Annotated in this window: 19 protein-coding genes and 1 tRNA gene; 10 read left to right on the forward strand and 10 right to left on the reverse strand. The window is 69.2% G+C overall.

Features of this window, described 5'->3' with window-relative positions:
• Positions 1 to 15: 15 nt before the first annotated feature.
• Complete coding sequence (locus tag H483_RS25940) at positions 16 to 1,860, reverse strand: MDR family MFS transporter (protein ID WP_017836207.1); 1,845 nt, start codon at positions 1,858 to 1,860, stop codon at positions 16 to 18.
• Positions 1,857 to 2,327, reverse strand: a complete 471-nt coding sequence (locus H483_RS25945) for a MarR family winged helix-turn-helix transcriptional regulator (RefSeq protein ID WP_017836208.1) — start codon at positions 2,325 to 2,327, stop codon at positions 1,857 to 1,859. Before H483_RS25945 ends, H483_RS25940 begins: the two co-directional genes overlap by 4 nt.
• A gap of 245 nt (positions 2,328 to 2,572) precedes the next feature.
• Between H483_RS25945 and H483_RS25950 the strand changes: the two genes are divergently transcribed.
• The gene (locus H483_RS25950) at positions 2,573 to 2,947 is read left to right on the forward strand and encodes a hypothetical protein (protein WP_017836209.1); all 375 of its coding nucleotides are present in this window, start codon (positions 2,573 to 2,575) and stop codon (positions 2,945 to 2,947) included.
• Between the two features lie 35 nt (positions 2,948 to 2,982).
• Here H483_RS25950 and H483_RS25955 read toward each other — a convergent pair.
• Positions 2,983 to 3,059: transfer RNA gene (locus tag H483_RS25955), tRNA-Leu, on the reverse strand.
• Positions 3,060 to 3,138: 79 nt separating this feature from the next.
• Here H483_RS25955 and polA point away from each other — a divergent pair.
• The 4 genes from polA (at position 3,139) to H483_RS25975 (ending at position 8,691) form a co-directional block, all read left to right on the forward strand.
• Positions 3,139 to 5,922, forward strand: a complete 2,784-nt coding sequence (gene polA, locus H483_RS25960) for a DNA polymerase I (protein ID WP_017836210.1) — start codon at positions 3,139 to 3,141, stop codon at positions 5,920 to 5,922.
• Between the two features lie 113 nt (positions 5,923 to 6,035).
• Entirely contained in the window at positions 6,036 to 6,938 is a 903-nt protein-coding gene (locus H483_RS25965; protein ID WP_017836211.1) for an ABC transporter substrate-binding protein, read from the forward strand.
• Positions 6,939 to 6,949: 11 nt separating this feature from the next.
• Positions 6,950 to 7,933: an amino acid ABC transporter permease gene (locus H483_RS25970; RefSeq protein ID WP_017836212.1), complete on the forward strand. Its 984-nt coding sequence runs from the start codon at positions 6,950 to 6,952 to the stop codon at positions 7,931 to 7,933.
• Positions 7,930 to 8,691 (forward strand): amino acid ABC transporter ATP-binding protein, encoded by a 762-nt coding sequence (locus H483_RS25975; protein WP_017836213.1) that lies wholly within the window; start codon positions 7,930 to 7,932, stop codon positions 8,689 to 8,691. Before H483_RS25970 ends, H483_RS25975 begins: the two co-directional genes overlap by 4 nt.
• 28 nt (positions 8,692 to 8,719) lie before the next feature.
• Here H483_RS25975 and H483_RS25980 read toward each other — a convergent pair whose 3' ends face one another.
• Positions 8,720 to 9,574 (reverse strand): class I SAM-dependent methyltransferase, encoded by an 855-nt coding sequence (locus tag H483_RS25980; protein WP_017836214.1) that lies wholly within the window; start codon positions 9,572 to 9,574, stop codon positions 8,720 to 8,722.
• Positions 9,575 to 9,617: 43 nt separating this feature from the next.
• On the opposite strand from H483_RS25980, the gene rpsA reads away from it, so the two are divergent.
• Positions 9,618 to 11,096 (forward strand): 30S ribosomal protein S1, encoded by a 1,479-nt coding sequence (gene rpsA, locus H483_RS25985; protein WP_017836215.1) that lies wholly within the window; start codon positions 9,618 to 9,620, stop codon positions 11,094 to 11,096.
• 174 nt (positions 11,097 to 11,270) lie between these two features.
• On the forward strand, positions 11,271 to 12,353 hold the full coding sequence (gene coaE, locus H483_RS25990; protein WP_017836216.1) for a dephospho-CoA kinase: 1,083 nt from the start codon (positions 11,271 to 11,273) through the stop codon (positions 12,351 to 12,353).
• Positions 12,354 to 12,385: 32 nt separating this feature from the next.
• Here the strand turns inward: coaE and H483_RS25995 are convergent, their stop codons facing one another.
• Together H483_RS25995 and H483_RS26000 are read right to left on the reverse strand one after the other, a co-directional pair.
• Positions 12,386 to 13,936 carry a DUF4185 domain-containing protein gene (locus tag H483_RS25995; protein WP_017836217.1) on the reverse strand — a complete coding sequence of 517 codons (1,551 nt, stop codon included), beginning with the start codon at positions 13,934 to 13,936 and terminating at the stop codon, positions 12,386 to 12,388.
• Position 13,937: 1 nt separating this feature from the next.
• Positions 13,938 to 15,359, reverse strand: coding sequence for a DUF4185 domain-containing protein (locus H483_RS26000; protein ID WP_017836218.1), 1,422 nt, complete (start codon positions 15,357 to 15,359; stop codon positions 13,938 to 13,940).
• A 120-nt stretch (positions 15,360 to 15,479) separates the two neighbouring features.
• On the opposite strand from H483_RS26000, the gene uvrB reads away from it, so the two are divergent.
• Both uvrB and H483_RS26010 read left to right on the forward strand, forming a co-directional pair.
• The gene (uvrB, locus tag H483_RS26005) at positions 15,480 to 17,615 is read left to right on the forward strand and encodes an excinuclease ABC subunit UvrB (protein ID WP_017836219.1); all 2,136 of its coding nucleotides are present in this window, start codon (positions 15,480 to 15,482) and stop codon (positions 17,613 to 17,615) included.
• 92 nt (positions 17,616 to 17,707) lie between these two features.
• The gene (locus tag H483_RS26010) at positions 17,708 to 18,157 is read left to right on the forward strand and encodes a universal stress protein (protein ID WP_017836220.1); all 450 of its coding nucleotides are present in this window, start codon (positions 17,708 to 17,710) and stop codon (positions 18,155 to 18,157) included.
• A 33-nt stretch (positions 18,158 to 18,190) separates the two neighbouring features.
• Here H483_RS26010 and H483_RS26015 read toward each other — a convergent pair whose 3' ends face one another.
• The 4 genes from H483_RS26015 to H483_RS26030 all read right to left on the reverse strand — a co-directional run bounded on the left by H483_RS26015 (position 18,191) and on the right by H483_RS26030 (position 23,116).
• The gene (locus H483_RS26015) at positions 18,191 to 18,622 is read right to left on the reverse strand and encodes a DUF732 domain-containing protein (RefSeq protein WP_017836221.1); all 432 of its coding nucleotides are present in this window, start codon (positions 18,620 to 18,622) and stop codon (positions 18,191 to 18,193) included.
• Complete coding sequence (locus tag H483_RS26020; protein WP_017836222.1) at positions 18,619 to 20,985, reverse strand: ATP-binding domain-containing protein; 2,367 nt, start codon at positions 20,983 to 20,985, stop codon at positions 18,619 to 18,621. The genes H483_RS26015 and H483_RS26020 overlap by 4 nt, the downstream gene beginning before the upstream one ends.
• A gap of 167 nt (positions 20,986 to 21,152) precedes the next feature.
• Entirely contained in the window at positions 21,153 to 22,235 is a 1,083-nt protein-coding gene (locus tag H483_RS26025; RefSeq protein WP_017836223.1) for a DoxX family protein, read from the reverse strand.
• A gap of 179 nt (positions 22,236 to 22,414) precedes the next feature.
• Positions 22,415 to 23,116 (reverse strand): MBL fold metallo-hydrolase, encoded by a 702-nt coding sequence (locus tag H483_RS26030; RefSeq protein ID WP_017836224.1) that lies wholly within the window; start codon positions 23,114 to 23,116, stop codon positions 22,415 to 22,417.
• Between the two features lie 146 nt (positions 23,117 to 23,262).
• Here H483_RS26030 and uvrA point away from each other — a divergent pair, with 146 nt between their 5' ends.
• On the forward strand, positions 23,263 to 26,292 hold the full coding sequence (gene uvrA, locus H483_RS26035) for an excinuclease ABC subunit UvrA (RefSeq protein ID WP_017836225.1): 3,030 nt from the start codon (positions 23,263 to 23,265) through the stop codon (positions 26,290 to 26,292).
• Positions 26,293 to 26,311: the final 19 nt, after the last annotated feature.

The raw sequence follows: 26,311 nt of genomic DNA on the forward strand, positions 1-26,311 counted from the left end.
GGGGTAGGCCCCGCCTCAGCGGCCCTCGTCCGGTGTCGGCCGCGTCGTCGTCCCCGACGCCTCGCGAGCGGTGGCGGCGGGCCCCGTCACCTCACCACCTGCTGGGGTGTCGCCCGCCGCTGCGTCCGCCGCGGCGACATCGCTTCCGGTCGGGGCCGCCGCCGCGGCGGCCTCGCGGGCTGCCTCGGCCTGTGCGGAGCCGGCCCGGAGGACGATCGGTGGCAGGAAGACCAGGATCACCGAGGCGACGACGGCGAGGATGCCGGCGACCAGATAGATCTCCGACATGCTCAGCGCGAAGCCCTGTTCGAAGGGGTGGGCCACCAGCTCGGGTAGGCGATTGATGACGGAGGAGTCCTTGGTGACCGTCTCGAGCGCGCCCGCGCCGGTCGCCGGGTCGGCGAGGGCCTGGACGATTCCCAGCGCCTCCGGGTCGGCGCTCAGGGCCGGGTCCGACAGCCCCTCCTGCACCCCGCGTGCGAGGGTGCCGTCCGCGCCCGCCTTCTCCAGTTCGCTGGTGATGGAGCCCCCGACCCGGCTGAACAGGATCGACAGGAACACGGCCACGCCGGCGGTCCCGCCGAGCTGACGGAAGAACGTCGCGGACGCGGTGGCCACACCGATCTCGCGGGGGCTCACCGCGTTCTGCACGATCAGGGTGAGCGGCTGCATACAGTTGCCCAGGCCGATGCCGAGGACCAGCATGTAGGCCATCACCAGGGTGAGTGAGGTGTCGGCGTCGATGGTGAACAGCAGGAACAGGCCGACGGCCGCGACGGCGGTCCCGAAGATCGGGAACTCGCGCACCCGCCCGGTCTTCGAGATGAGCTGACCGGAGACGATCGAGGCGCCCATCAGCCCGGCCACCAGCGGCAGCATCATGAGTCCGGACTCCATCGGGTCGGCCCCGTGCACGATCTGCATGTACAGCGGGAGCGTCATCAACCCGCCGAACATCGCCATTCCCACGATCACCCCGCCGGCGGTGACGATCGCGAAGGTGCGGTCCCGGAACAGCCGCAGTGGGATGAGCGCCTCGTCGCCCGCGCGCGCCTCGACGATGAGGAACAGGCCGATCCCGGCCAGGCCCACGACGTAGCAGGCGAGGGCCGCCGGCGAGCCCCAACCCCAGGTGTTGCCCTGCTCGGCCACCAGGAGAAGCGGCACCAGACCGATGACGATCGTGGCGGCTCCCGCCCAGTCCACCCGATGGTCCACGCGGGCGTTCTTGACGTTGAGGGTGATCATCACCAGGGTCAGCGCGATGGCGCCGATGGGGACGTTGATGAGGAAGATCCATCGCCAGCCACTGATCCCGAAGAGGGTCTCGGCGCCGGCGAAGAAGCCGCCGACCACCGGACCGATGACGGAGGACGAGGCGAACACGGCGAGTAGGTAGCCCTGATACTTCGCGCGCTCACGGGGCGGGATGATGTCGCCGATGATCGCCAGTGAGAGCGACATCAGTGCGCCCGCGCCCAGTCCCTGGATTCCGCGGAACAGTGCGAGGGTGTACATCGAGTCGGCGAGAGTGCAGAGCAGGGAGCCGAACACGAAGATCACGATGCCGATGACGAAGAAGGGCTTGCGCCCGTAGATGTCCGAGAGCTTGCCGTACAGCGGCGTCGAGATCGTGGACGTCATGAGGTAGGCGGTGGTCACCCACGCCTGGGCGTCCAACCCCTGGAGATCATCGGCGATGGTCCTGATGGCGGTCGAGACGATCGTCTGATCGAGGCTGGCGAGGAACATCGCCGACATCAATCCGGCGAGGATCACGAGGATCTGGCGATGGGAGAACTCGCCGTCCTCGCCCGGGCCAGCGGCAGCGCTGGCGGATCGAGTCTCTGGGGTGGTCATCGGTTTTCCTTGGCGGATGTGAGGGCGTCGATCTCCGCGCGCAGCGAGTCGGCGAGTCGGGTCAGTCCCTCGTCGAGCGAGGCCGCCTGCTCGGGGGTCCAGTCGGCCAGCACGTCGGCCATCCACTGCCCGCGACCATCGAAGACCCGGGTGACCAGATCGCGGCCCTCGGACGTGAGGGTCACGACGCTCGCGCGTCCGTCATCCGGGTCGGGTGCCTTGGCGACCAAGCCGAGGGTCTCGAGGTGACGGACCTGACGGCTCACCACGGAGATGTCGGTGTGGACTCGCTCGGCGAGGGCGGTAATCCGGGCGGGCTCGTCGTGGATCGCGAACAGCAGGGGATGGGTCGACGGCTCGAGCGACTCGTGGAGTCGCGGAGCCGACGCGTTGAGTGCGCGGAGCATCTTGACCACGCGGGAAAGGTCGACGGCCAGTTTGCCGCCCTGCTCGGCGTCTATCGCCACACCGACCTCCTCGAGTCTCTTTAAATTGCTTGCAGCAAGCAAGTATAAGGACACTTGTGGGACACGGCAACTACGGGGGCTTCGGCCGGGTCGGGGCCTGCCTCGGCCGCATATTCCGGATGTGTTGTCGCCGCGCCAGTCGCGGGCGAGAGGGAGTGACCGAATGATGTCGGACCAGGGTTGTATACCCAAGAGCGCGACCATCGTGGTCCCGAGTCAGCAAAAGTCAGTTCAAGGAGATCCCGGTGAGCCCCACCAGATTCGACCCCTACGAGCCCGACCTGCTGCCGGCCGTTGTCCGCCGGTATCTCGAGTCTCAACGGAACAGCACACGTGAACTGCCCGCCGACACCGTGTTTACAACGGACGCGAGGGTGGTCGACGAGGACACGGAGTACCTCGGCTCGGCGACGATTCGAGAGTGGTGGACCAAGTCCGCCAATCAGTACACCTACACGCTGGACTGCATCGGTCAGGCGAGGACGGCCGACGACACGTGGCTCGTGGCAGGCCACCTGGAGGGCAACTTCCCCGGTGGACAGGCCGACCTCTGGTGCCGGTTCCGCCTCGATGGGAACAAGGTCTGCGACCTTCTCATCGAGCCGCCTCCCGCCCGATAGGCGGCCGCTGCCATTCAGCGGGCAGGCGGACGCCGTGGTGCCCCCGGTCGGACTCGAACCGACACTGGACGGGTTTTGAATCCGTTGCCTCTGCCAATTGGGCTACGGGGGCGAACGCGGCGAGCCGCTGGTGGAGGAGTCTAACCGACGACCGGTGAGCGGCTGTCCGACGCCCGCCCTAGAGTGGCCGTGTGAGCACCACGAACCAGACCGCCGAAGCCAGTTCCGCCGCCACCACCGCGTCCACCGACGCCGCCGAGGCACACGGGCCCACCCGTCTATTGCTCCTCGACGGGCACTCGCTGGCCTTCCGCGCGTTCTATGCCCTTCCCGCGGAGAACTTCTCCACGGCCTCCGGGCAGCACACCAATGCGGTCTACGGTTTCCTGTCGATGGTCGCCAACCTGGTCACCACCGAGGAGCCCACCCACCTGGCGGTGGCGTTCGATGTCTCCCGGGCGACGCTCCACCGGACGGCTGAGTACCCGGAGTACAAGTCGACCCGGTCGGCCGCGCCCGAGGAGTTCAAGGGGCAGGTCGAGCTGATCCAGGAGGCCCTGGTGGCGCTCGGGGTCCGCACGCTGTCCCTGGAGGGACACGAGGCCGACGACATCATCGCGACCCTGGCCACCCAGGCGACCGGTGCCGAGACACTCATCTGCACTGGCGACCGCGACGCGCTGCAGCTGGTCTCCGAGGAGGTGACCGTCCTCTACCCGGTCAAGGGGGTCTCGGAGCTCGCCCGATTCACCCCGGAGGCGGTGGAGGCCAAGTACGGGGTGACCCCCGCGCAGTACCCCGACGTCGCCGCGCTGCGCGGTGACACCTCCGACAACCTCCCCGGCGTGCCCAAGGTCGGCGACAAGACGGCGGCCAAGTGGATCGTCCAGTACGGCAGCCTGTCGGAACTCATCGCGCACGCGGACGAGGTCAAGGGCAAGGTGGGGGAGAGCCTCCGCGAACACCTCCCGCAGGTGCAGCTCAACCGTCGCATCACCGAACTGACCCGGGACCTCGACCTCGGCGTCCGGCTCGACGAACTCACGCGGCACCTGCCCGAGCGGGCCGAGGTCAACGCCCTGTTCGACCGGCTGGAGTTCGGCCCCCAGGCCCGTGACCGCTTCCTCTCGGCGTTCCTCCCGGAGGGCGCACCCGAGCCGGTGTCGGAGATCAAACTCGAGCAGGCCGCGGTCCTCCGCGCGGGCGAGGTCTCTGACTGGCTCGCCGCCCACGCTCCGGCCGGCAGCCGGCACGGCCTCGTCGTCGTCGGGCCGTCCCGACCGGGCGCGGGGGACGCGCAGTCGGTCACCGTGGCCGCGGCGGACGGGGCATCCGGTCACATCGATCTCGGACGCATAGACGCGGGTGACGAGCAGGCTCTACAGGCGTGGCTGGAAGACGACGCGGTGTTCAAGGCGGTCCACGACGCCAAGGCCGCCACCCACGCGCTCATGGGCCGGAACCTCCGCCTGGCCGGTGTCACGCTGGATGTCGCTCTCGCGGCCTACCTCGTCCGTCCGGGCCAGCGCAGTTATGGGCTGGCGGAATTGTTTCAGCGCCACCTGCAGCGCGAGTTGCCTGAGCCGGAGGCGGCGGACAAGCAGCTGTCGCTCCTGGACGAGGTCGACGAGTCCGAGGCCGAGCAGCAGGCGGCCAACTCGGCGGCGACCCGCGCCCGGGCCGTGATCGACCTCGCCGAGAGACTGGACGTGGAGCTCGAGCAGGTGCACGGGGCGCAGTTGCTCGCGGATATGGAACTGCCGCTCGTGCCGGTGCTCGCGAGGATGGAGTCGATCGGCATCGCCGTCGACGCATCGGCCCTGGACGACCTGCGCGACGGGTTCGCCGACCGAGGTCGTGAGGCGGCGGAGGCGGCCTACGCCGCGATCGGCGGTGAGCAGATCAACCTCGGCTCGCCCAAGCAGCTCCAAGTGGTGCTGTTCGACACCCTCGGGATGCCAAAGACCAAGAAGACCAAAACCGGGTACACCACGGACGCCAAGGCCCTTGAGGAGCTATTGGCCAAGGAGACGGGGGACACCCCGGGACGAGCCTTCCTGGAAGCGCTGCTCCTGCACCGCGAGGCCACCAAGATGCGTACCACCGTCGAGGGTCTGATCAAGACCATCGGCGACGACGGGCGCATCCACACCACGTTCAACCAGACGGTCGCCGCGACCGGACGGCTGTCCTCCACCGACCCGAATTTGCAGAACATCCCGGTCCGCACCGAGGACGGACGACGCATCCGCAAATCGTTCGTCGTGGGTGAGGGTTTCGACTGCCTCCTCACCGCCGACTACAGCCAGATCGAGATGCGCGTGATGGCGCACCTCTCGGGCGACGAGGGCCTGATCGAGGCGTTTCGGACCGGCGAGGACCTGCACTCCTTCGTCGGTTCCCGGGCGTTCGGGGTGCCGATCGACCAGGTCACCCCCGAGCTCCGGCGCCGGGTCAAGGCCATGAGCTACGGGCTCGCCTACGGGCTCAGCGCCTTCGGGCTGGCCGCGCAGCTCGGCATCAGCCAGACCGAGGCCCGCGAACAGATGGACGCCTACTTCTCCCGCTTCGGCGGCGTCCGCGACTACCTGCACGCGGTGGTGGACCAGGCCCGTCGGGACGGCTACACCGAGACGCTCTTCGGTCGTCGCCGCTACCTGCCCGAACTCAACTCGGACAACCGGCTCAAGCGCGAGAACGCCGAGCGTGCGGCTCTCAACGCCCCCATCCAGGGCACCGCTGCGGACATCATCAAGGCGGCGATGCTCAAGGTGGACGCCGACCTCCACGAGCGGGGGCTCCAGAGCCGTCTGTTGCTCCAGGTCCACGACGAACTGGTCCTCGAGGTGGCGAAGGGCGAACTCGAGGAGGTCCGTGGCCTCGTCGTCGACCGGATGTACTCCGCTATCGAACTCAACGTACCGCTGGACGTCTCCACCGGCACGGGGCCCGACTGGGATTCCGCTGCCCACTGAGTAACCAGTGGGTAACCAGTGACGCCGAAAGCGGGCGGTTCGTTTTGTGGTGCCCGGAGTATGCCCTAGGTTCATTGCAGATTCGGCTACCCGACGCCTGAAAGGGCACGCACATGACCCTCACCTCACGGCGCGGCCTCCGTGCCGCACTGGCACTGACCGCCACCGCGGCCCTCGCGCTCACCGGCTGCACCACCAACACCGAGGGTCCCGAGGACTCGGGAGAGCCCAGGCAGGAGGTCTCGCTCGAGACGGACGACGAGATCGCCGCCCTCGTGCCGGCCGAGATCCGCGAGAAGGGCGTGCTGGTGATCGGCACCAACCCGCCGTACGCGCCCAACGAGTTCAAGAACGAGCGGGGCGAGATCGTCGGCTTCGACATCGACGTGATGACCGCCGCCGCCCAGCTCATGGGACTGCGCGCGGAGTTCCGCGAGTCCGACTTCGAGAAGATCATCCCCGCCATCGAGGGCGGCACCATGGACATGGGTGCTTCCTCGTTCACTGTCAACGACGAGCGACTGCAGACCGTCGACTTCGTCACCTACTTCGAGGCCGGCATCCAGTGGGCGTCGGCGGCCGGTAACGACGTGGACCCCGACGATGCGTGCGGCCTGAGCGTGGCGGTCCAGCGCACCACGGTCTCCGACCAGGAGGACGTGCCCGCCCGCAGCGAGGCGTGCGTCGCCGCCGGCAATCCCCCGATCGAGAAGGTCCAGTTCGACTCGCAGGACGAGGCCTCCACCGCCGTGGCGCTCGGCAAGGTCGACGCGATGTCCGCCGACTCGCCAATCTCGGCGTACGCGGTCAAGCAGTCCGAGGGCAAGATGCAGCTGGCCGGTGACGTCTTTGACTCCGCCCCCTACGGCTGGCCTGTGCGCAAGGGGTCCGAACTGGCCGCCGCTCTGGAAGCCGCAGCGGACAAGCTCATCGAGACCGGAGACTTCGAGAGGATCGCCCAGAACTGGGGCCTCGAGGACGGGTTGATCGACGACGCCGAGATCCGGAAGGGCTGAGTGACCGGTCGGTGAGCACCGCGCACAACGGCGCCTCCGCGCCCCGGGCTGACGCGCCCGACCCAATCGAGGCGGTGCCGCTCCGGCACCCGTGGCGCTGGGTGTCGGCGACGATCGTCCTGGTACTGGTGTTCCTGTTCATCTGGGGCGCGGCGACGAACCCCGCCTACGGCTGGGACACCTACGGTCGCTACCTCTTCGACACCAGGTTCGGCATGGCGGTGTTCTACACCATCGCGCTGACGGTGTTGTCGATGATCCTCGCCGTCATCCTGGGGGTCATCCTCTCGGTGATGCGGATGAGCAGCAACCCGGTGCTCAAGGCCGTGGCCTGGGTGTACCTGTGGATCTTCCGCGGGACCCCCATCTACGTGCAGCTGCTGTTCTGGGGCCTGATATTCACGCTGTACCGGCAGGTCCAGTTCGGCATCCCCTTCACCGACTTCCAGATCGTCCGCTTCGACGACACGATGGTGTTGTACTCCGCCTTCTGGCTGGCAGTGGTGGGCCTGGCCATGAACGAGGCCGCCTACATGGCCGAGATCGTGCGGGCGGGGATCTCGTCCGTTCCGGAGGGACAGGCCGAGGCCTCCACCGCGCTCGGCATGTCGTGGGGGCAGACCATGCGCCGGACCATCCTGCCGCAGGCCATGCGCGTGATCATCCCGCCGACCGGCAACGAATTGATCTCGCTGCTCAAGACCACCTCGCTCGTCGTGGCCATCCCGTTCTCCGGCGAGCTCTATGGTCAGGCCCGCGACATCTCCGGGGTCAACTTCCAGCCGATCCCGCTGCTGCTGGTCGCGGCCACCTGGTACCTGGTGATCACCAGCGTGCTCATGGTGGGCCAACACTTCCTCGAGAAGAAGTTCTCCCGCGGTTCCACCCGCCAGCTCACGGGCAAACAGCTGCGGGCGCTGGCCGAGGCGGATGGACTCACACCCTCCGGGCTCGCGGCGGCCAGGGGTACCGACCAGTCGGGAGGAATGCCATGACTCCGATGGTCAGGGCCGAGCAGGTCTGCAAGAGTTTCGGTTCACTGAGGGTGCTCAAGGGCATCGACATCGAGGTGGCGGCCGGGGAGGTGCTGTGCCTGGTAGGCCCGTCCGGATCCGGCAAGTCCACCTTCCTCCGGTGCATCAACCACCTCGAGCGTGTCGATGCCGGTCGGCTCTACGTCGACGACGACCTGGTGGGGTACCGCGAGAAGGGCGGCAAGCTCTACGAGATCTCGCCGAGGCACGCGGCCAGGCAGCGCCAAGACATCGGGATGGTGTTCCAACACTTCAACCTGTTCCTGCACCGCACGGCCCTCGAGAACATCATCGAGGCCCCGATACTGGTCAAGGGTGAGTCCCGCGCGGAAGCCACGGAGCGGGCACGGGCCCTGCTCGACAAGGTCGGTCTCTCGGCGAAAGCGGACGCCTATCCGGCGCAGTTGTCCGGTGGGCAGCAGCAGCGGGTGGCGATCGCCCGGGCTCTGGCGATGGAGCCCAAGCTCATGCTGTTCGACGAGCCCACCTCGGCCCTGGACCCCGAGCTGGTGGGCGAGGTACTGGGCGTCATGCGGGATCTCGCGGACGCCGGGATGACCATGATCGTGGTCACCCACGAGATGGGCTTCGCCCGGGAGGTGGCCGATACGGTCGCCTTCTTGGACGACGGGGTGGTGGTCGAGGCCGGGCGTCCGTCCGACGTGCTCGGGGCGCCCCGGCACCAGCGGACGCAGGACTTCCTGTCCAAGATCCTGTAGTCGGCGCCACGAGGTCGCAGCCGGGCGGTCAGGGGAGAGTGGCCACGAAGATCGCGGTCCCGGGGAACACACTGCCGCGCAACGGGCTCCACTGCCCCCACTCCTGCTCGAGCCACTCCGGCCACTCGGGCTCGATCAGGTCCCGGACCACGAATCCGGCGCCGACGAGTTCGCGGATCCGGTCGCCCACCGTGCGGTGGTGTTCGACGTAGGTCAGGCCGCCCTCCTCGTCGTACTCGGTGTACGGCGTGCGGTCGAAGTACGGGAACGCGGCCACGAGTCCCTCGGGGCCCGGATCGTCCCGGAAGATCCACCGCATGGGGTGGTTGACGGAGAAGACGAACCGTCCGCCGGGACGGAGCACGCGAGCCGCCTCCGCCATCACCCCGGCGGTGTCCGCCACGAAGGGGATGGCCCCGAAAGCGGAGAACGCGACATCGAAGCTGTCGGCGGCGAAGGGCAGGCGGCGGGCGTCGGCCTGGAGCAGCGGCACCCGGGCCGCCGGGCCGGTCGACCGGCTCGCGGCCCGGGCACCCACCCGGAGCATCCCGGCGGAGAGGTCGACGGCGACGGCGCGGGCCCCGCGGCCGGCGATCCAGCGTGAGCACGGCGCCGATCCGCAGCCGATCTCGAGGACGTCGCGGCCGGCGACGTCGCCGAGGAGCGTCCAGTCGCCTTCGTGCAGGCCCTCGGGGCACCACACGAACTCGCCGTCGGGGGAGTGGGCGCCGAGGAAATCCCCGTGTTCATGGTGGTAGTCGACCGCCTCGGCGTCCCACCACGCGCGGGAGGCGCGGACGGACTCACCGTGGTCGGGGGGGTTTGTGGACGTCACGCTGGCAGAGTACAGTTGACGGTCGCGTGCGTACACGCTCGCGAACATCTGCCCACCTACGATTCCTATCCACTCCGGAGCACCCCACCATATGACCACCAACACCACCTCCCCGCAGGTAGCCGTCAACGACATCGGCTCCGCGGAGGACTTCCTCGCCGCCATCGACGCCACGATCAAGTACTTCAACGATGGCGACATCGTCGAGGGCACGATCGTCAAGGTCGACCGTGACGAGGTCCTGCTCGACATCGGCTACAAGACCGAGGGTGTCATCCCCTCGCGCGAACTCTCCATCAAGCACGATGTCGACCCCGGTGAGGTCGTCGAGGTGGGCGACGAGGTCGAGGCCCTGGTCCTGACCAAGGAGGACAAGGACGGCCGCCTGATCCTGTCCAAGAAGCGCGCACAGTACGAGCGCGCCTGGGGCACGATCGAGGAGCTCAAGGAGAAGGACGAGGCCGTCAAGGGCACCGTCATCGAGGTCGTCAAGGGCGGCCTCATCCTCGACATCGGCCTCCGTGGCTTCCTCCCCGCCTCGCTGGTGGAGATGCGCCGCGTCCGCGACCTCCTTCCCTACGTGGGCCAGGAGCTCGAGGCCAAGATCATCGAGCTGGACAAGAACCGCAACAACGTCGTGCTCTCGCGTCGCGCGTGGCTCGAGCAGACCCAGTCCGCGGTCCGTTCCGAGTTCCTGCACCAGCTGCAGAAGGGCCAGGTCCGCAAGGGCGTCGTGTCCTCGATCGTCAACTTCGGTGCGTTCGTGGACCTCGGTGGCGTCGACGGGCTCGTCCACGTCTCCGAGCTGTCCTGGAAGCACATCGACCACCCGTCCGAGGTCGTCGAGGTGGGCCAGGAGGTTACCGTCGAGGTCCTCGACGTCGACCTGGACCGCGAGCGCGTCTCCCTGTCGCTCAAGGCCACCCAGGAGGATCCGTGGCGGCACTTCGCCCGGACCCACGCGATCGGTCAGATCGTGCCGGGCAAGGTCACCAAGCTCGTGCCGTTCGGCGCGTTCGTGCGCGTCGACGAGGGCATCGAGGGCCTCGTCCACATCTCCGAGCTGGCCGAGCGCCACGTGGAGGTTCCCGACCAGGTCGTGTCCGTCAACGACGACGCCATGGTCAAGGTCATCGACATCGACCTCGACCGTCGTCGTATCTCGCTCTCGCTCAAGCAGGCGGACGAGGACTACACGGAGGAGTTCGACCCGTCGAAGTACGGCATGGCCGACAGCTACGACGAGGCCGGCAACTACATCTTCCCCGAGGGCTTCGATCCCGAGACCAACGAGTGGCTCGAGGGTTTCGAGAAGCAGCGTGAGGAGTGGGAGAACCGCTACGCGGAGGCCGAGCGTCGTCACAAGATGCACACGGCTCAGATCGAGAAGGGTCGCGCCGCTGCTGCGGAGGCCGCGGAGGCCGCCCCGACCAACTACTCGTCGGAGTCCGCGCCGTCGGCCAGTCGTCCCGCTGCCGCGGAGTCCAACCAGGCCGAGTCGACCGGCGGATCGCTGGCGTCCGACGAGCAGCTGGCCGCTCTGCGCGCCAAGCTCGCCGGCGGTGAGTGACCTCGCTGCCTGACGGCGCCACGGGCGTCTGACGGACGGCATCACGGCCCCGGACGGTCGTCCCACCTCGGTGGGACACCGACCGGGGCCGTGGTCTATTTCCGCCGCTCGCCGGAGTGTCGTGGCGTGGGCCGCATCCGCATTCGAGGCCCGCGGTCACCTAGACTTCGTCCCATGCTGATGGTGGGTCTGACCGGTGGAATAGGGGCCGGCAAGTCGACGGTGACGGCGGTTCTCGCGGAGGCCGGCGCGGTGATCGTCGACGCGGATCGGATCGCGAGGGAGATCGTCGAACCCGGGACCCCGGGGCTGGCGATGCTCGTCGCCGAGTTCGGTGACGACATCGTGGGGCCCGACGGTGCTCTCGATCGGGCCGCCCTCGCCGCCCGGGCGTTCGTCGACCCGGAGCGCACCGCCGCGCTCAACGCGATCACCCATCCGCTGATCGGGGAGCGCACGGCCGAACTCTTCGGTTCTGCACCTCCGGACGCCATCGTCGTTCACGACATGCCACTACTGGTGGAGGGCGGGATGACCCCCGCCTACCATCTGGTGATCGTGGTGGACACCCCGGCGGAGATCCGGCTCCGACGGCTGGTGGAGCAGCGCGGGATGCCGGAGGACGACGCCCGGGCGCGGATGTCCCATCAGGCGACCGACGAGGCCCGCCGGGCCGAAGCCGACGTGCTGATCGACAACTCGGGCGACCGCGAACCGGTGCGCGACATCGTCCGGATGCTCGTCGAGCTACGCCTGCAGCCGTTCGAGCACAATCTGCGGACCGGCACGCCCGTGGTGGGCGACCGGACCGTGGTTCCGTACCGCCCGGAGTGGGCGGCCGAGGCGACCAGGGCGACGGCGAGGCTACGCCACGTACTGGGGGAGGTCGCCACCCGCATCGACCACGTCGGCCCCACCGCTGTCGAGGGCCTGGACGCACCGGACATCGTGGACCTGCAGGTGACGGTGCGGGACGAGGCGGCGGTGGAGCGTGCGCTGGCACTGTTGACCGACGCGGGATACGTGCGCGACCGCACCGCCGAGCGCCCGCTCCTGCACTGGTGTGACCCCGCTCGCCCCCTCGAGGTGTCGATCCTCGCGGAGGACGACCCGGAGCACGAGTTCGCCCTGCTGATGGCCGAGGCCATCGGGTCGGATCCGAGTGCGCGGGTGGAGTACGCGGAGATCCTCCGCCGGGCCGACCGCGAGGAGACACGTGAGTGGGAGCGGACCCGCTGCGAGGCGCCGGGGCGCTGAGCGGCCCCCCCGCCGAGTGGATCGCGCCGCAGTCACTCAGTGGGGACGGCGCCGTCGACCAGCTCGGACACCGGCACGTGCCTGACGACCTCGGAGGTGGCGGGCCCGGCGGGAGCCGCGGCGCTGCGGAGTCTGCTGGGCAGGACGTCTGACAGCCTGGTGCGCACGAGGAACACGTTGTAGGCGTTCCACGTCGTGACCAGGTAGTACAGATCCTCACCCTGGGCCCAGGGGTGCATGAACGCGCCGTAGACGCCGGGGAGCATGGAGTAGTCCACGAGGACGGTGGGTCCGGTCCAGGGGCCCTCCGGGCGATCTGCGGTGCGGAGGACGACGGAGTTGAATCCCTGGGAGTACATGGCGGCGAACTTTCCCAGGTAGCTGTTCCACATCACGGAGAGTTCGCTGGCCGGGCGGGGCAACACCGGCGCGGCGTCCGAGGGGTCGTCCACCCACTCCGTGCCGTCCCAGTACCGGTAGGCGGTGGGGTCGAGGATGCCCGCGGCCGGAGGTGCTCCACCGGCTGCGTCGAGATCCGCCGCCGACGGCGACCCGGCGAGCGGGACGCGGGCGAGGATCGCGGAACCCTGGCGCCCGGACGGTGTGAGGTACTCGTAGAGGTGGGTATCCGTCCTGAGATACGAGCTCATCTGCGCCTCCCGCCAGGCGGCGTCCACCGGGGGTGCGCCGGCTCCGACAGGCACGGCGGAGGTGATCGGCCGCGCCAGCGGGGGTACGACGGTCCAGTGTTCTCCGTTGTCCGTCGAGTAGGCCAGTCCCGAGTAGTTGGTCGTCCACGACCCCGGTTGACCCCAGTGGGCGACCGACATGAATCGCAGGTACTGGACTCCCTCTACCGCGATCCCCGCGGTCGGGATGATGGTGACCTCTCCGGGAAGTCCTGAACGGGGGACGATGGAGGTGGCCAGGCCGTCAGGACCGGTGACCGCGGAGTCGATGCTCAGCCCGTCGCCGAGGTCGGTGTCACCGGACCGGAACAGGACGTTCGAGCGCCACTGGCTCCCGGGGAGGGTGCAGTCACCCATGGTGTCGCCGAACGCCATGAGGATCTCCGGATCGTCAGAGCGTCCGTTGTCCCACATGATCCCGAGATCGGTTCCGGTCACCCCGTAGCGGCTGACGGTCTCGGTGGGGCTGGTGGGGCCGGTGACCAGCTGGAGGAACTGCGTCGGGCCGCGGAGGACGGGGACGGTGCCCTCCTCCCCGGTGATCCACGGCGGCATCCCGTACACGGATCCGGTGACCGTGTCGAGGGAACCGGACAGTCTGTTGCCCAGGGACCCGGTCTCGAGCTGCTGGACCAGCGACCCCGAGCGGTCGGCCGACCCCATGGCCCGCGAGGCGGATCCGAGCGGCCCGGTCGACCCCGAGCCGGTGGGACCCAGCGAACCGCCGGCCATTCCGGCACCGGTCTGGTTCTCCAGCAGGGATCCGAAGTTGCCGAACATGACGCTGCACGGTCCGGCCGTGGCGGTGCCCGGCCAGGTGACGGCGATCGCGGCGACGGAGGTCGAGACCGCGGCCAGTGCCGTCGCGGCCAGCCGCAGGAGTGCCCGGCTCATCTCACGATCTCGGGATCGGGCGCCGCTCGACGAGCACGGTCTCACCGGTCTCGGCGGGGTCCGGTGTGTTGGCGGTCCAGCTGTTGTCCGCGACGCGCATCCGGGAATCGGCCGCCGGCAGGGTCCGCGCGGGGATCTGGTTCAGGTCGGTCCGCATGAGGAAGACGTTGTAGGCGTCCCAGGTGGACATGGTGAAGTACAGGTCGGACCCCACCGTCTCGACCGCCGGGCTCCACGGGTGGACGAACGCACCGTAGAGGGTGGGCACGTGCCGGTACGACAGCAGGATGTCCTCTCCGGACCACGGGCCCTCGGGCCTCGCGGCCTGCCGCATCACGATGTCGTTGTTCCCGTTGGTGTACAGGGCGATGAAGCGACCCAGTCGAGCACTCCACGAGACGGACAACTCACTCACACGGGGGTTCATCACCGCCGCGGCGGCGCGGTGGTCACGGCCCCAGCCGGCACCGGTCCAGAACTCGTAGGCCGACATCTCCCTGATCGACCGCTCCGGCACGCGGGCGAGGGTCACCGCGCCGTTGCGGCCCGACGGGGTCAGGTATTCGTAGACGAAGCCGTCGTGCTTGAGGAACGCGCTCATCTGGCCGGCGGTGTGGGTGGTGAACGGGGCGCCGAGATTCGACGGTATGAGGCGCGCGCTGCCGGTCCCGGTGCGGGCGGTGCCCGCCACCGGGGTCCAGTTCTCCCCGTTGTCCGCTGATTCGGCGAGCGCGGAGTAGTTGGTCACCCACTCGCCGGGGGCGCCCCAGCTGGCGACCGACATGTACCGCAGGTACTGCGTGCCGCCGACCTCCACCCCCGCGGTCGGGATGACGGTCACCTCGCCCGGCAGGTTCGAGCGGGGGAGGATGGACTTGGCCAGACCGCTGCGCTCCATCGGGGCGTTGTCGATCCGCATCCCGTTGGACAGGGTCCGGTCGGACGAGCGGAACAGGATGTTGCTGCGCCACTGGGTCCCGGGGAGGCTGCAGTCGCCCATGGTGTCCCCGAGCGCCATCAGCACCTGCGGGTTCGAGGCGTCCCCGTTCTCCCACATGATTCCCAGGTCGGTACCGGAGATGCCGAACCGTTCGACCGTCCGGTTGGGGCTCGTGGGTCCCGTGAGCAGTTCCACCGTCGTCGTACGTCCCTGGAGGATGGGGATGTAACCGCTGGCCCCGTTCGCCCAGGGGGTGGCCGGCGCGTCGGTCGGCATGGCGGCGGATCCGGAGAGGGAACCGGAGCCGAGTCCGGGCCCGCCGGTCGGCGGCCACGGGTCACACGGCGCCGCGGACGCGACCGGGGGCAGTGCCGTCAGCGCCGTCAGCACGCCGATCGCGAGAGCGACGACGGTACCCGCCGCGAGGGGTGTCCGTGTCCGACGCGACAGGCGGGGACGACGACGAGGTGTGTTGGGGGACACGGATTCTCCAGACGAGGGGGACGAGATGAGAGGAGTCTGTGTACAGAGTAGTGGCAACCCGGGATGTGGGGGCTCTTTCGTCGAGAGGCGGGTGTCGGTGTCGACTCGTAAGCTTGCGGTATGGCTTTCGCGACCGAGATCCCCGATGACGGGATCCCCGCAGACCCGACCGTCCTGTCCTACTCGGAGTTCCGCCCCATCGGGGATGTCGAGCGGTCCACCGGCAGGTTCGAAGTGGTCAGCGAGTTCACCCCGTCCGGTGACCAGCCGACGGCGATCGCCGAGCTCACCGAGCGCCTGGGGCGGGGGGAGCGGGACGTCGTGCTGCTCGGGGCCACCGGTACCGGTAAGTCCGCCACGACGGCCTGGCTCATCGAGCAGGTCCAGCGGCCGACCCTCGTCATGGCTCCCAACAAGACCCTCGCCGCGCAGTTGGCCAACGAACTGAGGGAGATGCTTCCCAACAACGCCGTCGAGTACTTCGTCTCCTACTACGACTACTACCAACCCGAGGCGTACATCGCCCAGACGGACACCTTCATCGAGAAGGACTCGTCGATCAACGACGACGTGGAGCGGCTCAGGCACTCCGCGACATCGTCACTGCTCTCGCGGCGCGACGTCGTGGTGGTCAGTTCGGTCTCGTGCATCTACGGTCTCGGCACGCCACAGTCCTACCTGGACAGATCGGTCTCGCTGGCGGTGGGCCAGGAGGTCGAGCGCGACCGACTCCTGCGTCTTCTGGTGGATGTGCAGTACGAGCGCAACGACGTCTCCATGACGCGGGGCACCTTCCGTGCCAAGGGGGACACCGTCGACATCATCCCCACCTACGAGGAGCTCGCCGTGCGCATCGAGTTCTTCGGTGACGAGATCGACGCGCTCTACTACATCCACCCGTTGACGGGCGATGTCGTGCGAAAGGTCGACGAGGTGCGGATCTTCCCGGCGACGCACTACGTCGCCGGGCCCGACCGTATGGCCAAGGCCATCGCGTCGATAGAGGAGGAGCTGGAGGCCCGGTTGGCGGAGCTGGAGAACCAGGGCAAGCTCCTGGAGGCGCAACGCCTGAGGATGCGTACCTCGTACGACATCGAGATGATGCAGCAGGTCGGGTTCTGTTCCGGGATCGAGAACTACTCGCGCCACATCGACGGTCGGGCTGCGGGGAGCTCTCCGGCGACGCTGATCGACTACTTCCCCGAGGACTTCCTCACCGTCATCGACGAGTCCCATGTGACCGTCCCGCAGATCGGCGCGATGTTCGAGGGCGACGCCTCCCGCAAGCGCAACCTCGTGGACTTCGGTTTCAGGCTCCCCTCCGCGCTCGACAACCGTCCGCTCACGTGGGAGGAGTTCTCCGACCGGGTCGGCCAGACGGTGTACCTCTCGGCCACCCCCGGGACGTACGAGATGGGGCGTGCTGGGGGCGAGTTCGTCGAGCAGGTCATCCGGCCCACCGGCCTGGTGGACCCGAAGATCGTCGTCAAGCCCACGAAGGGGCAGATCGATGACCTCCTCGGGGAGATCCGTGCGCGTGCGGAGCGCGACGAGCGGGTCCTGGTGACCACCCTGACCAAGAAGATGTCCGAGGACCTCACCGACTATCTACTGGAACTCGGCGTGCGCGTGCGCTATCTGCACTCGGAGATCGACACCCTGCAGCGGGTGGAGCTGCTCCGGGACCTGCGCCGTGGCGAGTTCGACGTCCTGGTGGGCATCAACCTGCTCCGCGAGGGGTTGGACCTGCCCGAGGTCTCCCTGGTGGCGATTCTCGACGCCGACAAGCAGGGCTTCCTCCGTTCGAGCACCTCCCTGATCCAGACCATCGGCCGTGCGGCCCGCAACGTCTCCGGCGAGGTCCACATGTACGCGGACTCCGTCACCGAGGCGATGCGTCAGGCCATCGAGGAGACCGACCGTCGGAGAGAGAAGCAGGTCGCGTACAACACCGAGCACGGTATCGACCCCCAGCCTCTGCGGAGGAAGATCGCCGACATCCTCGACAGGGTCGGGGAGGAGGGCGACGGAGAGTCGTCTTCCGACCCGCGTGACCGGCCCGAGCTCGTGGGGGCCCGGGCGGCGGGCGATTCGGCGCGACCGCGTGCGGAACTCGAGAAGCTCATCGGGGAGATGACCGAGCAGATGATGTCGGCTGCGACGGACCTCCGGTTCGAGTTGGCGGGTCGGCTCCGGGACGAGATCGCCGAGTTGCGCAAGGAACTCAAGGGGATGCGGGAGGCCGGAGTCGACTGACCCGTCACTGTGACGTCGCGCGCCTACCGGGTCCGGCGCGGGCCTCCGCGCACTACGCTGGGGAGAACGTGTTGCCGAGGAGAGGAAGTCAATTGAGCGCCTACAACAAGGTGGTCGTGGGAACGGACGGCTCGGAGTCGTCCTACCGGGCGGTCGATCGTGCCGCGGCACTGGCCGCCGACGAGTCCGCGACTCTCGTGATCGCCTGCGCCTACGTGCCCGCCGACCCGCGGGCGGTCAGCCAGGCCGCCGATCAGCTGGGCGACGACGCCTATCAGATCCGCGGTGACAACCCCGCCGAGGACATCGTCCGGACGGCGAAGGACAGGGCGGCCGCCGCCGGGGCGTCCGCCGTCGAGGCGCGCACCGTCAAGGGGGCGCCCGTCGAGTCACTCATCAAGTTGGCCAACGAGGTGGAGGCGGACCTGCTGGTGGTGGGCAACAAGGGCCTGAACTCGCTGACCGGTCGACTCCTGGGCTCGGTGCCCGCCGACGCGGCCCGTCGGGCGGTGTGCGACGTCCTCATCGTGCACACGACCTGAGTAACGGATCATCCGAGCCGGGCCGGCCGCTGGTCAGCCGCAGAGGTGGGCCCGGCTGGCGTCGATGAGGGCCCGGCCGACCCCGGCGGTGTCGCGGTCGGCGTCCTGGGCGGCGATCGCGCTGGTGAGTGGCCGGAGGTGATCGAGGATCGTCTCGGTATCGGCCCCGTCGGAGATGCTCCGGCAGATGCCCAGCCCCACCTCGACCGTGGTGGCCGCGGTCATCTCCGTGGGGAGTCCGGAGGCGGTGAGCTGATCGAGGAAGTCCTGCTCGCTGCCGGTCCTGGCGGGGCCTCCGGCGGTCCCGGCGGGCTGCGCGTCTGCGGCGTCGGCACCCTGCCCCATGGTGTCCGCGCGCACGGTCCGGTCGGTGGCGTCCTGCCCGGCGGCGCATCCGGTGCTCACCGCCAGGAACGCGCACACGACCGTGGCGACCGAGAACCGTGTAACGGCGTCGATGCTCATGCGGTGAGCTCCTCGGGGCCGTCCGTGACCGTCTCCCGGATCACCGAGAGCAACGGGCCGAACCGCCCCGGCTGCACGAGGACCAGTTCCTGGGTGGCGCGGGTGGCCCCCACGTAGAGGTCCTGGAGCCCCTGCGGGGACCGTCCGAGCACGCGTTCGGGATCCACCACGACCACCACATCGAACTCGAGCCCCTTGGCCAGTGCCAGCGGGAGGACCGAGGTGTCGGGTCGTGTCTCGGCCACGGCCTGCCTGAGCTCGGCGATCTCGCGGGCGTGCTGCTCCTCGGGTCCGTCGGGCAGGAGCACGGCGACGGCGCGGTCCTGCGGGACGAGCGAGACCTCCTCGGCCACCACCCGGCCCAGGGACCGCGCCTCGGTCTCGAGCCACGCGACCGGACGGTGACCCGCTCGTACCGGTCGCGGCGCGGTCGCTCGCGGGTCGATCTGCGCCAGTAGTCGCGCCGCCACCGCGGACACGGTCTCCGGGGTGCGGTAGTTGACGGTGAGCTCGCAGAGGAGCCACCGGTCGTCCACATAGGGCGACAGCGCGTCGTGCCATGAGTCGATGCCCGCCGGGCTCGAGGTCTGGGCGACGTCCCCGACGAGCGTCATCCAGCGGTTGGGGGAGCGGCGCATCAACGCGCGCCACGCCATGACGGACAGTTCCTGGGCCTCGTCGACGATCACGTGCCCGAACGCCCAGGTCCGATCCGCGCCGGCGCGATCCGCGACGGTGAGGTCCGAGTCGGCACTGTGCCTTCTGGCGAGGGCCTCGGCATCGACCACGTCGTAGGCCATGAGGACCTCCGGGTCGAGGTCGTCCTCGATGTCCTGGACCGCCGACCCGGTGAGGATCTCGAGGGCCTCCTCCGCCTGCCGGACCTGTTCGGCCCAGGCCCGGTCCGCGTCGCTGCCCTCCGCCGCCGGGTCCTCGCCCAGTAGCTCGGCGAGTTCGTCGAGCAGCGGTACGTCGGCCTCCGAGAAGGCATCGCCGTCCTCGCGGAAGAGGGCGTCCTGGTCCTCGGCCACATAGTCCCCGGCGGCTTCGGAGATCCGCTCGCGGCTGGAGAGCAGGTCGGCCAACAGCCTCTCCGGACGCAGTGTGGGCCACCACTCGTCGATCGCGGAGAGGACCTCCGGCGCACGTTCCACCTCGGTGCGCAGCGCGGCCCGGTCATCCGCGTCCAGCAGCGGGCGGGCCGGATCCCCGAGGTCCCCGACCCCGCCGCCCGCGGGGGACCAGGCGGCGTCCTCCGCCTGCCCGACCGGGTCGGTGAGCGCGGCCACGTACTGCTCGGTGAGTGCGTCGACGATCTTCTCCTGGAAAGTGGATCGCGCCTGGTTGTGGGGGCGTCGCGTCATCCTGGCCCGGCCGCGGGCAGCGCGCACCACCGCTGGCGTGAGGACCAGGTCATGGCCCTCGCACCGCACCACCACGTCCGAAGCCGGGGCGAACTGCCGGGCGCGGACCGCGGCCTTGAGGATGTCGACCATGTCGGCGGACCCCTTGACCTCCTCGCCGCGGAGCGTCTCGTGACCGGTGGCCCGGACCCCGGGGTAGAGGTCGGCGAGCGTGCGCAGGACGACGCCCGACTCCCCGAGCGACGGCAGTACCCGCGCGATGTAGTCGAGGAACCGCGCGTTCGGACCCACGATGAGGACGCCACTGCGATCGAGCCTGCGGCGGTGCGTGTAGAGGAGGTAGGCCGCGCGGTGCAGGGCCACGGCGGTCTTGCCCGTGCCCGGCCCGCCCTGGACCACCAGCACCCCGGCGTGAGGGTTGCGGATGATCTCGTCCTGCTCTCGCTGGATGGTCGCGACGATGTCGGTCATGTGCGCGGACCGCGCGCTGTCCAGGGCCTCGAGCAGCGCGGATTCCCCCACGACGTCGTCGTGGTCCTCCGGAATCTCCCCGTCGGCCGGGGCCGTGAGGAATTCGTCGTGCACCCCGATGACCCTCCGCCCGATCGTGCGGAGGTGCCGACGTCGGTGTGCGCCCTCGGGACGGGCGGTGGTGGCCAGGTAGAACGGGCGGCTGTGGTCCGCCCGCCAGTCCAGCAGGAGCGGGGTGAGGTCCTCGTCGTCGTCCCTCAGTCCCACGCGACCGATCCGGCGGACCTCCCCGTCGGCCATGTCCAGCCGTCCGAAGTACAGGCCCAGATTGGCGGCGCTGTACGCCGCCAACTCCGACGAGTAGAGCCGCGCGAACGACTCTCTCTCGGATCGAGCCTGGGGTGTGCCCCCCGTACCCCGGAGGACGGCGTCGAGGCGGGCCCGGGTGTCGGACCGCAGTTCCTCGAGACGGTCGAGGAGACGACCGAGGTGGCGCTGCTCCTCGTCGACGGCGTCGGACTCCGTCATGCGCGCTCCTCTCGGGGGTGTGGACCGGGCGGCGGTCGCGATGGACTGCACGGTGCGGGACAACCAGGCTACCGGGTGTCGGGCGGGTGCTCCGACGCAGACGACCCCGCCGGTCAGGGCGGGGTCGTCGACAACAACCGGTGGGCAGCACCGGGTGGGGTGGTCCGTCAGGGTCGGATGGCGGCGGCGGCCTTGCTCCGGGCGCGGTCACTCGACTTCTTGGCGGTGGTGATCTTCTTCCGCGCGTCCTTCCGGGCCTTCTTCGTGGCCGAGTCGACGGACTTGCGGAGGTCCTTGGCGTCGACCTTGTCCGCGCGCGCCGCGGCCTTCTCAGCGCGCTCGGTGGCGACGTCGCGGACGTGGGCCGCACGGTCACGGGCGACCTCACGGGTCTCCGCGGCCTGGTCCGCGGCGACATGGGCGGCCACCGCGGCATGGTCCCGGACCTGCGCCGCGATCGGGGCGGCCTGCTTGCGCGCCGACTTGGCCCGGCCCCGGACCGCCTCGGCGACCTCGGGGGCCTTGGCGCGGACGACCTCCGCGACGCCGGCCGCCTGGTCGCGGACCTGGTCGGCGACCTCGGGGGCCTTCTCGCGGACCTGGTCGGCGACCTCGGGGGCCTTCTCGCGGACCGCTTCCGCGACCTCGGGAGCCTTGTCCTTGACCGTACCGGCGACGCCGCGGGCCTGGTCGGCCACGTTGTGGGCGACCCCCGCGAGGGCGACCCCGGCGGCGGCGGACTCGGCTTTCGCCCCGGGCAGCTTGGCCGTGACCTTGTCCCCGGCCTTGCGGGCGCGCCAGGTCAGGCCCGGCTGGCCGGCGGTGTCGACCGAGGCGAGCAGCAGCGCGCCGAGCAGGGCGACGTCGGTGGCCAGGCCGGTGGTCTTGCGGCTCCTGGCGGCGGAGTCGGACTCCGCCCAGAAGTCGTTGCGGGTGACGGTCGTGGGCAGGTGCGACGCCGTGAGGGCGAGGGCCGACAGGCGGGGGGCCTTGCCGAGCGCGAAAAGCACACCGGCACCGACCTTGACTCCCGCGAGAGCCTTGACCAGGGTCTCGGTGTCCTTGGTGACCGGCGGCACGGAGGTCGTCACGTGCTCGTTGACGGCCTGCTCGCCCTTCTCCACCAGAGGTGCGGCCTTGTCCACGAGCGGGGCCGCCTTGGCCACATGGGCCTGCGGATTGCGTAGCGTCTCCACGCCGTCGATGACGAACACCGTGGCGAGCATGGGTCGTGCGAGTCGTCGGATCATCGTTCCTCCTGGGAATTGGGATGCGTGGTCGAACCTAGTGAAAACCCCGGCGACGCGCCTCCGGTCCGGGAACCTCGCAGGTCGCGAGCTGTGCGGACCCGTGTGATGCGCTGGGGCGATCGCTCACGACGGGCCGAGATAACGATTCCGACAAGCCCCTCGCCCCGGGCCGTCGTGGGTCACCAGCCGCGTTCCCTCCACGTTCCGAGGTTCGGGCGCTCGGCGCCGAGCGTGGTGTCGTCCCCGTGTCCGGGATGAACCACCACGTCGTCATCGAGGACCGCGAACACGCGGGTCTCGAGGTCGTTCATGAGGGTGGCGAACTGTTCCGGCGTGGCGGTCTTCCCCGGGCCCCCGGGGAAGAGGGAGTCCCCGGCGAACAGGTGGGTCCCCTCAGCGGTCCGGAGCAGGAGCGCGATGCCGTCCGGGGTGTGGCCACGCAGACCGATCACCCCGAGGCGCAGATCCCCCACGACGATCTCGTCACCGTGGGAGACGTGGCGGTCCGTCGGTACGTGGATCTCGCCGGCGTCACCGGGTGAGGCGATGGTCCTCAGGCCGAGGGCCTCGACGGTCTCCGGCAGACCGATCCAGTGGTCTGCGTGCAGGTGGGTGGTGACCACCTCGCGGACCCCGGGGGCCTGCGCCTCGAGATGGGCGATGAGCTGGGGGGCGTCGTTGGCAGCGTCGACGAGGAGTGCCTCGCCGGTGGAGACCGACTCGATCACGTAGACGTTGTTGTCCATCTCCCCTACGGAGATCTTGGACAGCCGCGCCGGGCCGACGGTCCAGCGCTCGCCGGTCAGGCGACCGCCCAGGCGACCGGAGTAGCCCTCGGTGAGGGTGATGTGCTCGGGAACAGAAGCGGCGGAATTCGACATAATTGCAGGCTACTGGTGTCGACGGCGGTCTGCGATGGCAGGCGTGTCGGAGTTCGTTGGTACCTTCGTCTGCGGGACGGCGGCCATGCGGCACGCACGGCCACCGCCACGGGTCCGTGGCGACAGCCCCCTCGGAAGGAGTACCCATGGTGGACCGTCTGGTCGTCCGCGGCGCACGGGAACACAACCTGAAGGGCGTGGACATCGACGTCCCGCGCGACTCCCTGATCGTCTTCACCGGACTGTCCGGCTCCGGCAAGTCCTCGTTGGCGTTCGACACCATCTTCGCCGAAGGCCAACGTCGGTACGTGGAGTCGCTCTCCTCCTACGCGCGCATGTTCCTCGGTCAGATGGACAAGCCGGACGTCGACTTCATCGAGGGGCTCTCCCCGGCGGTGTCGATCGATCAGAAGTCGACCAACCGAAACCCGCGGTCGACCGTGGGCACGATCACCGAGGTCTACGACTACCTCCGTCTGCTCTACGCACGGGCGGGTGTGCCGCACTGCCCCACGTGCGGAGAGGTGGTCTCGCGTCAGACCCCTCAGCAGATCGTCGACCAGATCCTCGCCGGTGAGGAGGGCGTGCGGTTCCAGGTCCTCGCGCCGGTCGTGCGCACCCGGAAGGGGGAGTTCGTCGACCTGTTCGCGCAGCTCGCGGCCGACGGGTACAACCGCGTGCGGGTCGATGGTGAACTCCACACCCTCGCGGAGCCGCCCACGCTCAAGAAGCAGGAGAAGCACGACATCGAGGTGGTCGTCGACCGCCTCGCCGCGAAGCCGTCGTCGCGCCAGCGCCTCACCGATTCCGTCGAGACCGCGTTGGGCCTGGCGGACGGCGTCATCGTGATCGACTACGTGGATCTGGACGAGACCGACCCGGCCCGGCGGCGTCGGTTCTCCGAACACATGGCCTGCCCCAACGGCCATCCGATCGGACTGGACGACCTGGAGCCCCGCGCGTTCTCGTTCAACTCGCCCTACGGCGCCTGCCCGGTCTGTGACGGACTCGGTTCCCACCTGGAGGTGGATCCCGACCTGGTGATACCCGATCCGGAGCGCTCGTTGGCCGACGGCGCGATCGCACCGTGGTCGGGGGGTCAGAGCGCCGACTACTTCCAGCAGCTGCTGTCGGGACTTGCCGACGACCTGGGCTTCGACCTGCGTACGCCATGGCAGGACCTGCCGGCCAAGGTGCGCAAGGCGGTGCTCGGCGGCGCGTCGACGAAGGTGCGGGTGCGGTACAAGAACCGCTATGGCCGGGTCCGCACGTACGACGCCAAGTTCGAGGGCGTCATGTCGTTCCTCAAGCGTCGACTGGAGCAGACGGAGTCGGAGTCGCAGAAGGAGCGCTACCAGGGGTACATGCGCGAGGTACCGTGTCCCGCCTGCGAGGGGACCCGACTCAAGCCGGAGATCCTCGCGGTGACGATGACCGGCCCCGGCGGGAGCGACCGGTCGATCGCGGACATCTCGCGGATGTCGGTCGCCGACTGTGCGGAGTTTCTCGACGGGCTGGAACTGGACTCCCGCCAGGCGATGATCGCCGGCCGGGTCCTCAAGGAGATCCAGGCCCGGATGGGGTTCCTCCTCGACGTGGGACTCGACTACCTGTCCCTGGACCGGGTGGCGGGCAGCCTGTCCGGTGGCGAGGCGCAGCGCATCCGGCTGGCCACCCAGATCGGCTCGGGCCTTGCCGGGGTGCTGTACGTCCTCGACGAACCCTCCATCGGTCTGCACCAGCGGGACAACCGTCGTCTCATCGACACGCTCGTCCGATTGAGGGACCTGGGGAACACGCTTCTCGTGGTGGAGCACGACGAGGACACCATCCGCGCGGCCGACTGGATCGTCGACATCGGGCCGTTGGCCGGCGAGCACGGGGGACGCGTCGTGCACTCCGGGGACTACGCCGGGCTGCTGGCCAGCACGGAGTCGCTGACGGGTGACTACCTGGCGGGTCGGCGGTCCATCGCGGTGCCCGAGACGCGGCGCGGACTGAACCCGGAGAAGGTCCTCCACGTACGCGGGGCCCGCGAGAACAACCTCAAGAACGTCGACGTAGTGTTCCCCGGCGGCGTGCTGTGCGCCGTCACCGGGGTGTCCGGGTCGGGAAAATCCACCCTCGTCAACGACATTCTCGCCACGTCCCTCGCCAATCAGCTCAACCGGGCACGTCAGGTTCCCGGTCGGCACTCCCGCATCGACGGGGTGGAGTCGTTCGACAAGTTGGTGCAGGTGGACCAGTCGCCGATCGGGCGCACGCCGCGGTCAAACCCGGCCACGTACACCGGGGTATTCGACAAGATCCGGACGCTGTTCGCGGCGACCACCGAGGCCAAGGTCCGCGGCTACAAGCAGGGGCGCTTCTCGTTCAACGTCAAGGGCGGGCGATGCGAGGCCTGCCAAGGGGACGGCACCCTCAAGATCGAGATGAACTTCCTGCCGGACGTCTATGTCCCGTGCGAGGTGTGTCAGGGCGCCCGCTACAACCGCGAGACCCTCGAAGTCCACTACAAGGGCAAGACCATCGCCGAGGTGCTCGACATGCCGATCGAGGAGGCGTGCGAGTTCTTCGAGCCGATCACCTCGATCCACCGGTACCTCAAGACGCTCTCGCAGGTCGGACTGGGGTACGTGAGGTTGGGCCAGTCGGCGCCGACCCTGTCCGGTGGTGAGGCGCAGCGGGTCAAGCTCGCGGCCGAGCTGCAGAAGCGGTCGAGTGGACGGACTGTCTACATCCTCGACGAGCCCACCACGGGTCTGCACTTCGAGGACATCACCAAGCTCCTCCTGGTGATCCAGGGTCTCGTCGACAAGGGCAACACCGTCATCGTGATCGAGCACAACCTGGATGTCATCAAGAGTGCCGACTGGGTGATCGACATGGGGCCCGAGGGTGGGGCCGGTGGTGGTGTCGTCGTGGCGGAGGGCACTCCCGAGCAGGTGGCGACGGTGCCCGAGAGTCACACCGGCCGTTTCCTCGCGCAGGTTCTCCCCGCCGTGCAGGAGGAGCCCGCGGAGGGTCGTCGGCCCGGGGGAAAGCAGGCCGGCAGGGCTTCTGCCGGCACGACTGCCACCACGAAGGCGGCCACCACGAAGACGGTCGCGACCAAGGCTCCGGCCAAGAAGGCCGCCGCGGCCAAGGCGGCACGCAAGGCACGGGCGCTGCGCTGATCCGGACGCCCGGATCAGG

It is taken from the genome of Dietzia sp. UCD-THP (assembly GCF_000349585.1).
GTDB classification, from domain to species: Bacteria; Actinomycetota; Actinomycetes; order Mycobacteriales; family Mycobacteriaceae; genus Dietzia; species Dietzia natronolimnaea_A.